The organism is Streptomyces sp. NPDC032721, from assembly GCF_055579625.1.
Window position 1 is genome coordinate 244,813 of sequence record NZ_JBVIMX010000013.1, and the last position, 13,216, is coordinate 258,028.

Below are 13,216 nucleotides of genomic sequence, written 5' to 3' on the forward strand. Positions count from 1 at the left end.
GGGGCAGCGTAACGGCAGGGGCTCAGCCGCCCCCGCCCGGTGTCACCAGCCCGGTCTCGTACGCCACGACCACGGCCTGGGCGCGGCTGGCCAGGCCGAGTTTGGACATCGCCCGGTTGAGGTGGGTCTTGACGGTGGCGCCGCTGATGAACAGCCGTTCCGCGATGGAGGAGTTGGACAGTCCGTGCGCGGCGAGCCGGAGCACCTCCACCTCGCGGTCGGTGAGCAGCTCCAGATCGGCGGGCGGCGACAAGGGAGGCAGGGCGGGCAGCTCGCCGGCACGCGCATCGCTCGCAGCCTCAGCCCTCTCCCTCTCCCCCTCGGCGCGCTGCGCGAACGCCTCGACCAGGCGGCGCGTGACGCTCGGCGCGAAGAGCGAGTCCCCGCCCCGTACGGCAGCGACCGCCGCGAGGAGCCGTTCCGGCCCGGAGTCCTTGAGCAGGAACCCGGACGCCCCGGCGCGCAGGGCCCCGTACACGTACTCGTCGAGATCGAAGGTCGTCAGTACGAGGATCCGAGGGGCCGGGTCGACGGCCTCGGCGAGGATCTTCTCGGTGGCGACGATGCCGCTCATGCCGGGCATCCGGATGTCCATCAGGATGACGTCGGGCCGCAGCCGACCGGCGAGTTCGACGGCTTCGGCACCGTCGCCCGCCTCGCCGACCACCTCGAAGCCGGGAGCGGCGCGCAACAGGCCGACCAGTCCGGCCCGGATGAGGAACTGATCGTCAACAACCAGCACCCGAGCGGCGGCTGTCTCTGTCATGCGACCGCTGTCATGCGACGCGCCCGGGGGTACTCATGGCGTGGGGTCGTCCTCCCGTCGAACGGCCCGTGGGGAGGTCGGCAGGACGAGGCGGACCTCGTAGCCGTCGCCGTCGTCACCGTGCGGGCCGATGTTGATCGTTCCGCCGTAGAGCTTGGCGCGCTCGCGCATTCCAATCAAGCCGTGGCCGCCCGGAGAATGCGCGGTGAGGCGCTTTCCGGCCGGTCCGTCGCCGGGTACGGCAACCCCTTCGGCCGGCGGTGCGCCATTTGTCACGATGACGGCCACTTCATGTGCCTCGTACCGCAGTTGTACGAGGGTGGCGGCGGCGGGGGCGTGCTTGACGACGTTCGTCAGGGCCTCCTGGACCACCCGGTAGGCGCACAGCTCCACCCCGGGCGCGAGCGGACGCGGATCGCCCGCCACCCGCAACTCGACGGGAATGCCCCCGCTCCGGATCCGCTCCACCATGTCCGCGAGCCGCGCGAGCCCGGGCATGGGTGCGTCGGGAGCGTCGTCCCCCACGGAACGGCCGGGGCTGTCGCGGTGGCGGTCTCCCTCGTCCTCGTCGGAACGCAGCAGCCGCAGCATTCTGCGCATCTCCTCCAGGGCCTCCGTACTGGTGCCGGAGATCGTGGCCAGGGCGGCGCGCGCGGTCGGCGGATCGGAGTCCAGGACGAAGCGGGCGAGCCCGGACTGTACGGAGATCACCGACATGTGATGGGCGACGACATCGTGCAACTCCCGTGCTATCCGCCCGCGTTCGGCCGCCACTTCCCTGCGTGCCCGCTCCTTCTGCTCGGCGCGGAGGTAGCGGGCCAGTTCGGCGGACCGCCGGGCGGTGAACCCGAACCGCCACACCGCCGCGGGCCACACCAGGGCCTGCGCGAGGACGGAGGGCATGGAGGACTCGGGCTCCAGCAGCCCGCCGTAGATCCACACGGCCGGCATCAGGGCCGCGCAGGCCACGGAGGTACGGGTGGGACGCAGCGAGGCGACGGTGTACACGGCGAGCATCGGCCCGGTGCAGGCGGCGACGGGCCAGTACCCGGCCGCGACGTACGCGAACCAACCCACATGCACAACAAGGCAGTTGACGACCGGCATACGGGTCCGGAAGGCGACCGGCAGGGTGGCGACGCCCAGCAGCACGTACCCGAGGAGATCGAGCGCCGGCCACCCCTGCCGCACGGACTCCTGCCCGAGCAACACGGCAACGGTCGCCTGCGCCACGGCGAGCAGGGGATCGAGGTACCGGGAATCGGGCCGCGGGAGCCCAGGTGTGCGGAGGGCGCCGAGCGGCCCCCGGGAGCCGCTCTGCCGACGTCGTACGAAAGGAGAACGGATCCGCATCGACGCAGCGTAAGCGGGTGGCACACGCCGAACGTCAACCGGGTGACCTACCACGCCGGTTGCGGCCGGGCGCGACGTACCACGCTGGTTGCAGACGGAAGCGGCCTACCACGCTGGTTGCAGCCGGAGATCAACCCACCGCGGGACGCGCCCACCACCGCCCCGCGCATACCTTCTGCGACAAGCAGTGCGGGGGACGGCGCGGCGCGAGCGGCGCTGCACTGCGGCACGTACGGGCGTCACCGGGCCGCCAGGGGATCCGTGGGGGAGATCCGGGCCCGGTGACGCGACCGGACTCGTCCTGCGCGGCAGCCGCCTGCCTCAGCCCCCGACGTACTCCGCCAAGTGCTGGCCCGTCAGCGTCTTCGCCGATGCCACCAGGTCCGCCGGGGTGCCCTCGAAGACGATGTGGCCGCCGTCGTGGCCGGCGCCCGGGCCCAGGTCGATGATCCAGTCGGCGTGTGCCATGACCGCCTGGTGGTGCTCGACCACGATGACCGACTTGCCGGAATCGACCAACCGGTCCAGCAGGCCCAGGAGTTGTTCGACGTCGGCGAGGTGCAGGCCGGCGGTCGGTTCGTCGAGGACGTACACGCCGCCCTTCTCGGCCATGTGCGTGGCCAGCTTGAGGCGTTGGCGTTCGCCGCCGGAGAGGGTGGTGAGCGGCTGGCCCAGGGTGAGGTAGCCGAGGCCCACGTCCGCCAGGCGTTCCAGGATCCGGTGCGCGGCCGGGGTGCGTGCCTCGCCCTCCTCGAAGAACTCCTTGGCCTCCGTCACCGACATCGCGAGCACCTCGCTGATGTCGCGCCCGCCGAGGTGGTACTCCAGCACCGCCGCCTGGAACCGCTTGCCCTCGCACTCCTCGCACGTCGTCGTGACCCCGGCCATCATCCCCAGGTCGGTGAAGATGACGCCCGCGCCGTTGCAGTTCGGGCAGGCCCCCTCCGAGTTGGCGCTGAAGAGCGCCGGCTTCACACCGTTCTCCTTCGCGAACGCCTTGCGGATCGGGTCGAGCAGTCCGGTGTACGTCGCCGGATTGCTGCGCCGCGACCCGCGAATGGCACCCTGGTCGACCGATACGACACCCTCCCGGCCCGCCACCGACTCCTGGATGAGCGAGCTCTTTCCGGAGCCGGCCACCCCGGTCAGCACTGTCAGTACGCCGAGCGGGATGTCGACATCCACGTCCTGGAGGTTGTGCGATGTCGCACCCCTCACCTCCAGTACGCCGGTGTGCTCGCGCACCTCGTCCTTGAGCTTGGCCCGGTCGTCGAAGTGCCGGCCGGTGAGGGTGTCGGCGGTGCGCAGCTCGTCCACCGTGCCCTCGAAACAGACGGCGCCGCCCGCCGCGCCCGCCCCCGGACCGAGGTCGACCACATGCTCGGCGATGGCGATCGTCTCCGGCTTGTGCTCCACCACGAGGACCGTGTTGCCCTTGTCCCGCAAGCGGAGCAGCAGGTCGTTCATCCGGCTGATGTCGTGCGGGTGCAGCCCCGTGGTCGGCTCGTCGAAGACGTACGTGACATCGGTGAGCGAGGAGCCGAGGTGCCGGATCATCTTGACGCGCTGCGCCTCGCCGCCGGACAGCGTGCCCGAGGACCGGTCGAGCGAGAGATAGCCGAGACCGATCTCCACGAAGGAGTCGAGGGTCCCCTGGAGAGCGGTGAGCAGCGGTGCCACCGAAGGCTCGCGCAGCCCCCGTACCCACTCGGCCAGATCACTGATCTGCATCGCGCACGCGTCCGCGATGCTGACCTTCCTGATCTTCGAGGAGCGCGCCTCCGCGCTCAGCCGGGTGCCCTCGCACTCGGGGCAGGTGGTGAACGTGACGGCCCGGTCCACGAATTCGCGAATGTGCGGTTGCATCGCCTCGCGGTCCTTGGACAGGAACGACTTCTGGATCTTGGGGATCAGGCCCTCGTAGGTGAGGTTGACGCCGTTGACCTTCACCTTGGTCGGCTCGCCGTAGAGGAAGGCCTGCAGCTCCTTCTTGGTGTAGCGGCTGATCGGCTTGTCCGGGTCCACGAAGCCGGACTGTGCGTAGACCTGTACGGTCCACTGGCTGTCCGACTTCCAGCCGGGAATGGTGAACGCGCCCTCGGCGAGCGACTTCGAGTCGTCGTAGAGCTGGGTGAGGTCGATGTCGGAGACCGAGCCGCGGCCCTCGCAGCGCGTGCACATGCCGCCCGTGCGCTGGAAGGTCGCCTTCTGCGCCTTGGTCTTTCCGCCGCGCTCGACGGTGATCGCACCGCTCGCCCGGACCGAGGGGACGTTGAAGGCGTACGCGCCGGGCGAGCCGATGTGCGGCTTCCCGAGCCGGCTGAAGAGGATGCGCAGCATCGCGTTGGCGTCGGTGGCGGTGCCGACGGTGGAACGCGGATCGGACCCCATCCGCTGCTGGTCGACGATGATCGCCGTCGTCAGCCCGTCCAGCACGTCGACCTCGGGGCGCGCCAGCGTCGGCATGAACCCCTGCACGAAGGAGCTGTACGTCTCGTTGATCAGCCGCTGCGACTCGGCGGCGATCGTGTCGAACACCAGGGAGCTCTTGCCGGACCCGGAGATCCCCGTGAACACCGTGAGGTGGCGCTTGGGGATCTCGATGCTGACGTCCTTGAGGTTGTTCACGCGCGCGCCGTGCACCCGGATCGTGTCGTGGCTGTCGGCGGTGCGCGGCGCGGAGGTGTCAGCGGTGGCAGCGGTAGCAGCGGTGGCGGCGGAGGCAGCGGCGGACGTGCGGGCGCGTGCGGGCGCGGCCTTGCGTGCGACCGGGGCCTTGCGTGCGGGCGCGGTCCTGCGCGCGGGCGAGGGTGAGTCCGGTGTCTTCCTGGCCCTGGTCATCGTGTCTCCCTGAGGTGTACGAGTGCTGTCGGGGTCCGACAGTACGACTGACGCGTGCGGTATTTCGGGTATGTCCGGTCTTGTTCGGAGGTGGCGCGGCCAGGCGTCAGGCCAGCCACTTGCCCTCACGCATCAACTCGCGGCCGGAGAGTTCGTTCGACTCGCGCCAGGCCTGGATGCGTACCGGCCGGACACGGAACCAGCGGTACGTCGTACTCTCCGCGCGCGGGTCGAACCCGGTCCGCCCGATGAACCCGTCGGCCTGCTCCCTCGGCAGCTCATCCATCTCCAGGGCCTCGACCACGCCCTCGATCATGGTCACGTCGCGGGTCGGTCCGAGTCCCAGCCGGGCAGTCCCGCCGGTCGCCAGATTCCGGCCCGTCGGGCTGTTCGCCGGCGTGGCCAGGAGCAGGGCCTCGCCGTCCCAGTCGAACGACAGCGGCACCAGATACGGCACACCGTCCGCCGAGGCACTGGCCACCCAGAGGTCCGTGTCGTGCCCGAGCCGGTGCTCGGTGTCGAGCCGGCGCTGGGCGGCGGGCCGGGGGCCGGGGCGGGCGGCTGGCCGGGCGTCGGTGTGCGGAGCAGTGAGGTCCATGCGGCACAGATTAGGTCCGGCCCCACGACCAGCGCTTCTCCAATTCTGATCCTTGGTCGATACTGCTGCGCGCCGGGTGCCACCGATACGAAGGGGAACAGCCGCCACATGCAGACGAACTCGACCACTCCGACCACTCCGCCCACTCGCTCCCGCTTACGCCGCAAGCCCCGCCGCCGTCTCGCGCCGCTGATCGCCCTGGCCGCAGCCGCCGGACTCCTCCTCGTACCCGCGGCACCGGCCCCCGCGCACGCGGCACCCGCCTGCCCCGACACCACGCGGGCGCCCGCCCCGGTCCAGGTCGCGCACATACCCGACTGGGTCGAGTCGATCGCCGTCGACAGACACGGCCGCATGTTCGCCACCGCGTACTTCAGCGGTCGCGTCTACCGCATCGACGCCCCCGGCAGCACCCCCAAGCCCCTCACCGGAAACATCGGCGCGAACGGCGGCGTGGTCGTCCGCGACGACGGCAAACTCCTCGTCGGCACCGGCAACGACGCCTGGCACTCCCTCACCGGCGACTTCCTGCCCCGTTCGGAGCTCCTGCTCGTCGACCCCGGCTCCGGGCAGGTCTCCGCGTACGCCTCGGGCCTCGGCGGCATCGACGGAGTCGCCCTCGCGCCCGACGGCACGGTGTACACGACGACCCTCGGCGGCCAGGGCATCGGCAGGGTCACCCCGGACGGCAAGGTCGACCCGGTCTGGTCCCGAGTGCCGCAGCCGAACGGAATCGCCGTGTCGCCCGACGGCACGCACCTCTACGTCGTCCAGACGACCGTCGCCCCGGGCGTCTACCGCATCCCCGTCGCCGACCCCGCCCACCCGCAACGCTGGATCTCCGCAGCCCCCTCCGACGTCCTGGCCCTCCCCGACGGACTGACCCTCGACGGCAAGGGCCGCCCCTTGATCGCCACCCACGCGGCGGGCCAGATCTGGCGACTTGAGGGGCCTGTGGGGCAGGACGGGTCCGAGCGCCGTCTCTGCACCATCCAGTCGGGCCTGCACCTCTCCACCCAGGTCACCTACGGCCGTGGCGCCGAGGGCTTCACGGCCGGCAAGCTCTACCGGGCAGGCGTCGACGGCAGGATCTACGAAGTCCCGTCGGGCGCCGCCCCCTGACCTCCACCCGCCATCACCCGGTACATCCCGACCGAACCGTGCTCGGCCGTATCGGCGAAACCGAACTTCTCGTAGAGGAAGCGAGCGGGTCCGTCCGCGATCAGCGACACGTACGCCGTGGCCGGTGCCCGTCGCTCCAACTCCTCGGTGAGCGCGCCCATGATGAGCTTGCCGAGGCCCCGCCCCTGGTGGGCGGGGTTCACACAGATGTCGACGATCTGGAACGCGGTTCCACCGTCCCCGATGATCCGCCCCATCCCGACCGGCTCCCCACCGTGCTCGACCACAACGCCGAACCACGTGTTCGGCAACGCGAGCGCCACGGCCTCGGCGGCACGATCGGACAACCCGGCGTCCGTACGCAACCGCCGGAAAACCTCGACGGAGGGCACACCGGAACGCAGCTCGTAAGAGTCACTCTGCCTATTCATGTCTTACATGCTAGACGGCGGGCCCTCCCGGCGCGCCCGGATGGTAGGCCCGCTGCCGCTCCACCGCCGCCTTCTCGAAGTCGCCCAGCCCATTGACCACTTCGCCCCGCCCCAGCCGAATGCCCCGCGCGCGGCCCAACCCCTTGAGGACCGCGCCGCGTTGGTCGGGGTTCGGGTGGGTGTGGGGTGCGCCGGGGGCGAGGTCGACCGAGCGGGCCTGGATCGGGCCGAGGATCTGGGTGCCGTCGCCCAGCAGAGACGTACCGGTGACCTCGGCGCCGTTCATGAGACGGACGCCGTCGCCGATTGCGATGGCCGAGCCTGTGCCGACGGCCTTGATCTGCGTACCGCCCTCGCCGAAGAGGCCGTCGGCACCGATCCGGACGGACCCGCCGTCCGTGGCCGCGATACGGGTCGCGTTGTGGAGGGTGTTGCCCCGGCCAAGTACGCACGTACTGCGGGCATCGCACTCGATCACGGCGCCCGGGTAGAGCACGGTGCCCGCGCCCACGTCCGCGTGCCGCGAGACCAGGACCGAGTACGGATCCAGTACGACGAAACCCAACTGTTCCGCCTGAGTAATGAGTTGGTCGGGGGTGAGCAGGTCGAGTCCGATGCGGGCCTCGACGAGGTGGTGGGGGAAGGGGAGGTGCATATGCGGAGCGTACGGCGCGGCCCCGCGCCCGCAGCCGTCCGCCGCCGGGTCGGCGGGCCTGGCCGAGGCGGAGGGCGTCGACCGGGTCCGGGACGGCGTCGGTCGAGGGGGCGGTGCGAGATTGACGTGATGGCCGGGCCAAGTGATCGGACCGTGCACCTCATCTCCGTCATCGGGAGCAGCCCCGGCGTGGGCAAGTCCCCCTCGTGCCGGGTGCTGAACGAATGGCTCACCGGCACGGCGGGATCCGCCGGGACCGGTGCTTCGGTCGACCACTTCGAGGAGTTCGCCGACGGGGCGGAATTGGTCCACGCCGTGGAGCCCGCTCACGTCACCGTCGTGTACGTGCACGACGACCCGGAGGCGGCGCTGCGGCGTGCCGTCGCACGCGAAGGGTCGGCCTGGGCGGACTGGTACGTGGCGAAGCCACCCGCCGTCTGCTCGCCCTGATGCCCTGACGCGTGTTGGTCGTGGATGCGGGCGCCCTCGACGCCTCCGAGGCACCGATCGCTACCGGCCGTCCGGCCGGAGGGCCATACTCGGAGTCATGATCGCTGACGACGACCCGTACCTGTGGCTAGAGGACATCGAAGGACCGGACGCGCTCGCCTGGGTGCGGGAGCGCACCGCGGAGTGCGAACGCGTTCTGGAGGGGCCGGAGTTCACGAAGCGGGCGGGTGAGCTTCGCGAGGTACTGGACGACGTCCGGCGCATTCCGTACGTACGCCGACGGGGCGAGCTGCTCTACAACTTCCGGCGGGACGCCACCCATGTCCGAGGCGTCTGGCGGCGCACGACGCTGGCGGAGTACCGCACGGAGGACCCGGTGTGGGAGACGGTGCTGGACATCGACGCGCTGGCCGAGGCGGAGGGCGTCGACTGGGTCTGGGACGGTGCCCGGGTGCGCTACCCCGACCACACGCGGGCATTGGTCAGGCTGTCCCCGTCGGGTACGGACGCGGTGGTGGTACGCGAATTCGATCTGGAAGCGCGGGAGTTCGTCCCGGCCGACGCCGACGCCGATGCCGACCCCGCCCCAGGCTTCCGCGTGCCCGAAGGCAAGACCCGTATCGGTTGGATCGACGAGGACACCGTCTACCTGGGCGCGGACCTCGGCCCCGACTCCCTCACCGCCTCGGGCTACCCGCGCACCGTACGCCGCTGGCGCCGAGGCACGCCCCTCGCCGAGTCCGCCCTCGTCTTCGAGGCCGACCGCGAGGACCTCTCCGCGACGGCATGGCACGACCCCACCCCCGGATACGAGCGCGACTTCCTCTCCGTACACCGGGACTTCTGGCGCAGCGACCTCTACCTGCTGGGCGAGGGCGACCGTCTGATCAAGATCGACGTACCGGACGACGCGGGCGCGTACGCCCACCGCGAGTGGCTGGTCGTGAGCCCGAAGAGCGAGTGGCTCGGGCATCCGGCGGGCTCGCTCCTGGCGTTCGGGTTCGAGGAGTTCCTGGCGGGCGCCCGCGAGGCGACGGTCCTGTTCACCCCGACGGCCCGCACCGCCCTGTCCGGCCACTCCTGGACCCGTAACCACCTGATCCTGGAAGCCCTGACGGACGTCAGCACAAGCATCGAGATCCTCACCCCTGCACCGGCCGAGCGCCCCTGGACCCGCCGCCCCCTGACCCAAGTCCCCCCACTGGCCTCCGCCGCGATCACCGGCACGGACCCCGACAGCGACGAGTACTTCCTCGCGGTCGACGGCTTCCTCCAGCCCCCGACCCTCTACCGGGGCGAAGCCACCGACGACACCGGCCTGGAACAACTCAAGCAATCCCCGGCCCTCTTCGACACCGAAGGCCTCGCCGTACGCCAGCACTTCGCCACCTCCGACGACGGCACACGAGTCCCGTACTTCGTCATCGGCCCCGCCAACCCCACCGGCCCCGGCGTCACCCTCCTCTACGGCTACGGCGGCTTCGAGCATTCCCTCACCCCCGGCTACAGCGCACTGCGCGGGCGAGGCTGGCTGGCCCAGGGCGGTACGTACGTCATCGCGGGCATCCGTGGCGGCGGCGAGTACGGCCCGGCCTGGCACCGTGCCGCGCTCAAGGCCGACCGGCCGCGCGCCTTCGAGGACTTCGCGGCGGTGGCCAGGGACCTGGTCGCCCGGAACCTCACCACCCCCGCCCAACTCGGCATCGAGGGCCGCAGCAACGGCGGCCTGCTCATCGGCGCCATGCTCACCCGCTACCCGGAACTCTTCGGCGCCGCGATCATCGGCGCTCCCATCCTGGACCTGCGCCGCTTCCACCTGCTCCTCGCGGGCGCCTCCTGGACCGCCGAGTACGGCAACCCGGACGACCCCGCCGACCGCCCCCACATCGACGCCATCTCCCCGTACCACCACATCCGCCCGGACGGCACGTACCCGCCCACCTTCCTCTACACCGCCACCAGCGACGACCGCGTCCACCCGGCCCACGCCCGCAAGACGGCCGCACTCCTGCGGGCCCAGGGCCACGAGGTCCTCTTCCACGAAACCACCAGCGGCGGCCACAGCAGCGCGGCGGACAACGCCCAGTCCGCGAGGCTCCAGGCCCTGAAGTACGAGTTCCTGCGGACCAGGCTGGCCGGCGGTGAGTGACGAGGAGCCATGGACGGCAGTACGTCCGGCGTGATCGCGCTCCGGGTCGCTGAACTGGACTCGGAATCGGGCGGATTGGCGGAGGAGGCCCAGCACTCGCTGATCGGCCTGCTGTCGAGCGAGGACTCCACCGTTCGCCAATGGGCGGCCGAAGCTCTGGCGGAGCTGGACATCCGGCGTGCCGTGCCGGGGCTCCGTCGGGCCCATCGTGGCCGACGGCGCACCTCGCCGAAGTCATCGACACGGCACCGCGCAAGCGTGGGTGCAGGCGCTGACGTTGCTCGCGAGGCGGCGTCTCCTACCTCGTCACCGGTGCCTTGAAACGTCGTCGCGGTGCCGCCGTGGCTTCCGTGCCCCCCGCAGGCTTGGACTTCGACAGCCGCAGCCCCGTGAACACGGCAGTGGCCAAAGTGATCGCGCCCGCCGCTGCGAAGGCGCTGTTGAGGCCCGTCTCGAACGAGGCGCCGCCCGACTGCTGCGTACGGACTACGGCTCCGAGCACCGCCACGCCCAGCACCGCCCCGATCTGCCGCGTGGTGCTGCTGATGCCCGAGGCGAGGCCGCCCTCCTGCGGGCTGACCGCCTGCATGGCGGCGCCCGTCAGGGGCGACATGGTCAGGGCGAAGCCGATGCCGATGACTCCCAGCCGCCACCACACGTTCCCGTAGCCGGTGTCGGCATGCACCATGCCGAGCGCGAGCAGGCCCAGACCGGCCAGGGCCAGGCCGGTGGTGACCACGACCCGGAAGCCGTACCGGGCGGCGAGCCTGCCCGCGTACGGGCTGACGACCACCATCGCGAGCGTCGCCGGCAGCGTCTGCAGCCCGGCACGCAGGATCGAGCTGTCCTGGACGTACACGAAGAACTGGGAGAAGAAGAACGACGAACCCATCAGCGCGAACCCCACCACGACCATCGCGGTGTTGGACACGGTGAACAGCCGCTCCCGGAACAGCCGCAGCGGCAGCATCGGAGCGGCACGACGCCCCTCGACGGCGACGAACGCGGCGAGGAGGAGCACCGCGGCGGCGAAGCTGCCCATGATCACCGGCGCCGTCCAGCCCCGGGCCCCGCCCTCGATCAGCCCGTACGTCAGCGCCCCCACCCCCAGAACGGACAGCACCGTCCCCGGGACGTCGATCGCGGGCGCGCCCGGATTGCGGGTCTCGTCGAGGGTGCGCAGACCGAGCGCCAGCAGGACCACGCCGATGGGCAGGTTGACCAGGAAGATGGCGGGCCAGCCGAAGACGTCCGTCAGTACGCCGCCCGCCACGGGGCCCGCGGCCAGACCGATTCCGCTGAGCCCGGCCCACAGCCCGATCGCCCTGACCCGTTCCTGCGGTACGGGGTAGGCGGCGGCGAGCAGCGCCAGCGAGGCGGGGCTCAGTGCCGCGGCCCCGATGCCCTGGAGCACCCGCCCGGTGATCAGCCACCCGAGCGAGGGCGCGAGGGCACACAGCACGGACGCGGCGGTGAACACCACCACACCCGTCAGGAACACCCGCTTGCGGCCGAACCGGTCGGCGAAGATGCCGCCGGACAGCAGCAGCATGGCGACCAGCAGTACGTACGCGTCAACGATCCACTGCAGACCGGTCAGTTGGGTGTGCAGCCGGTGCTGCATGTCGGGCAGCGCCGCTCCCACGATCGTGTTGTCGAGCAGGACCATGAACTGGCCCAGGCAGGTCACCGTGAGCAGCACGGCCCGGCTCGATCGACCGCCTGGGGACGCCGCATGTGATGCAGCAGCCATGGGGACTCCTCTTCCTCGTGTTCACCAGTCGTACCGCTAACGCAGTCGATGACTGCGTTAGCGGGCAGTGGGGACTGTAGAGAGGGGCGACACGTAAACGCAAGTCTCAACTGCGTTAAGGTGGGGAGCATGAACGAGGAGCGACAGCGAGCCCGGCGGCCCGGCGGGCGCAGCGCCCGTATCGGCGCGGAGGTGCACCAGGCCGTCACCGACCTGATCAGCGAGCGCGGTTACGGCAAGTTCACCGTCGGCGACGTCGCGGCCCGCGCGGGCGTGGCTGACAGCAGCATCTACCGCCGGTGGGGAAGTCTCGAAGCCCTGCTCAGCGAAGTGGCGCTGACCCGCCTCAACGCGCAGTCGCCGATGCCCGACACCGGGAGCCTGGCCGGTGACCTGCACACGTACGCGGCCAACGTGGCCCGCGAGATCACCGGCCCCGACGGCCCAGCGGTACTGCATCTGGCCGTCGCCCTGTCCGCCGGCGGCCGCAAGGGCCTGGCCGCGGGAGCCGGCCTGCGCGCCGAACGCACCCGGCAACTCCAGTCCATGCTCGACCGCGCCCACGAACGCGGCGAGCAAGCCCCCGACGCGCTGGAGGTGTTGGACCACGTCTTGGCCCCGATGTACATCCGCGTCCTGTTCGGCGTGGGCCCGCTCACCCCGGAGTACATCGGCGGACTGGTCGACCGCCTGCTGTTGCCCCGGAGTTGAGGGGTGAGCCCCTGAACCGGTCTCCGGGTCAGGGGCGTTGTTCTCCTACGCCTCGTAGAACATGAACCAGCTGTTCTGCGCGGAATTGAACACACAGGTGGTCGCATCGACCCACCAGTATTCATTCTTGTACGACGCGGCCTTGGCCCAGCACGCGCCCGCCGTCGCGAAGGCGGCGTAGAACGTCCACTCCGTTCCGGGGGCCTTCACGACCTTGGCGACGGGCGCGGTACGGACGGACTCGGGCGTGCTCGCCGCTGCGGTGTGCACACCGGTCGCGGGGGTCAGCAGTGCCGTCATCAGGACGGCGGTGGCGAGTCGTTTGGCGACTGAATTCATGGGACGGCCTCACTTGTTTCGATGCGTGGAAAAGGACTGCGTGGGGTG

General features: G+C 70.8%; 12 protein-coding genes. 4 read left to right on the forward strand and 8 right to left on the reverse strand.

Annotation, left to right across the window (positions count from 1 at the left end; all coding sequences use genetic code 11):
- Nucleotides 1–22: 22 nt before the first annotated feature.
- From ACZ5PB_RS27220 to ACZ5PB_RS27235, 4 genes are all read right to left on the reverse strand, one after another.
- Nucleotides 23–766 carry a response regulator gene (locus ACZ5PB_RS27220; protein WP_468694477.1) on the reverse strand — a complete coding sequence of 248 codons (744 nt, stop codon included), beginning with the start codon at nt 764–766 and terminating at the stop codon, nt 23–25.
- 33 nt (nt 767–799) lie between these two features.
- Complete coding sequence (locus ACZ5PB_RS27225; protein WP_468694479.1) at nt 800–1,999, reverse strand: sensor histidine kinase; 1,200 nt, start codon at nt 1,997–1,999, stop codon at nt 800–802.
- Between the two features lie 441 nt (nt 2,000–2,440).
- Nucleotides 2,441–4,960 (reverse strand): ATP-binding cassette domain-containing protein, encoded by a 2,520-nt coding sequence (locus ACZ5PB_RS27230; RefSeq protein ID WP_468694481.1) that lies wholly within the window; start codon nt 4,958–4,960, stop codon nt 2,441–2,443.
- Nucleotides 4,961–5,066: 106 nt separating this feature from the next.
- Nucleotides 5,067–5,558 carry a pyridoxamine 5'-phosphate oxidase family protein gene (locus tag ACZ5PB_RS27235; protein WP_468694483.1) on the reverse strand — a complete coding sequence of 164 codons (492 nt, stop codon included), beginning with the start codon at nt 5,556–5,558 and terminating at the stop codon, nt 5,067–5,069.
- A 108-nt stretch (nt 5,559–5,666) separates the two neighbouring features.
- Here ACZ5PB_RS27235 and ACZ5PB_RS27240 point away from each other — a divergent pair, with 108 nt between their 5' ends.
- Nucleotides 5,667–6,680, forward strand: a complete 1,014-nt coding sequence (locus tag ACZ5PB_RS27240; RefSeq protein ID WP_468694485.1) for an SMP-30/gluconolactonase/LRE family protein — start codon at nt 5,667–5,669, stop codon at nt 6,678–6,680.
- Here ACZ5PB_RS27240 and ACZ5PB_RS27245 read toward each other — a convergent pair.
- Nucleotides 6,650–7,111, reverse strand: coding sequence for a GNAT family N-acetyltransferase (locus ACZ5PB_RS27245; protein ID WP_468694487.1), 462 nt, complete (start codon nt 7,109–7,111; stop codon nt 6,650–6,652). The genes ACZ5PB_RS27240 and ACZ5PB_RS27245 overlap by 31 nt on opposite strands.
- Before the next feature lie 10 nt (nt 7,112–7,121).
- Nucleotides 7,122–7,766, reverse strand: a complete 645-nt coding sequence (locus ACZ5PB_RS27250) for a hypothetical protein (protein WP_468694489.1) — start codon at nt 7,764–7,766, stop codon at nt 7,122–7,124.
- A 153-nt stretch (nt 7,767–7,919) separates the two neighbouring features.
- Between ACZ5PB_RS27250 and ACZ5PB_RS27255 the strand changes: the two genes are divergently transcribed.
- Nucleotides 7,920–8,216, forward strand: a complete 297-nt coding sequence (locus ACZ5PB_RS27255) for a hypothetical protein (protein WP_468694491.1) — start codon at nt 7,920–7,922, stop codon at nt 8,214–8,216.
- Nucleotides 8,217–8,313: 97 nt separating this feature from the next.
- Nucleotides 8,314–10,365 (forward strand): prolyl oligopeptidase family serine peptidase, encoded by a 2,052-nt coding sequence (locus ACZ5PB_RS27260; RefSeq protein WP_468694493.1) that lies wholly within the window; start codon nt 8,314–8,316, stop codon nt 10,363–10,365.
- 298 nt (nt 10,366–10,663) lie between these two features.
- Here ACZ5PB_RS27260 and ACZ5PB_RS27265 read toward each other — a convergent pair whose 3' ends face one another.
- Nucleotides 10,664–12,118 (reverse strand): MFS transporter, encoded by a 1,455-nt coding sequence (locus tag ACZ5PB_RS27265; protein ID WP_468694495.1) that lies wholly within the window; start codon nt 12,116–12,118, stop codon nt 10,664–10,666.
- A gap of 129 nt (nt 12,119–12,247) precedes the next feature.
- On the opposite strand from ACZ5PB_RS27265, the gene ACZ5PB_RS27270 reads away from it, so the two are divergent.
- On the forward strand, nt 12,248–12,829 hold the full coding sequence (locus ACZ5PB_RS27270) for a TetR/AcrR family transcriptional regulator (protein WP_468694497.1): 582 nt from the start codon (nt 12,248–12,250) through the stop codon (nt 12,827–12,829).
- A 45-nt stretch (nt 12,830–12,874) separates the two neighbouring features.
- On the opposite strand, the gene ACZ5PB_RS27275 is transcribed toward ACZ5PB_RS27270, so the two are convergent.
- Nucleotides 12,875–13,168 (reverse strand): hypothetical protein, encoded by a 294-nt coding sequence (locus ACZ5PB_RS27275; protein ID WP_468694499.1) that lies wholly within the window; start codon nt 13,166–13,168, stop codon nt 12,875–12,877.
- Nucleotides 13,169–13,216: the final 48 nt, after the last annotated feature.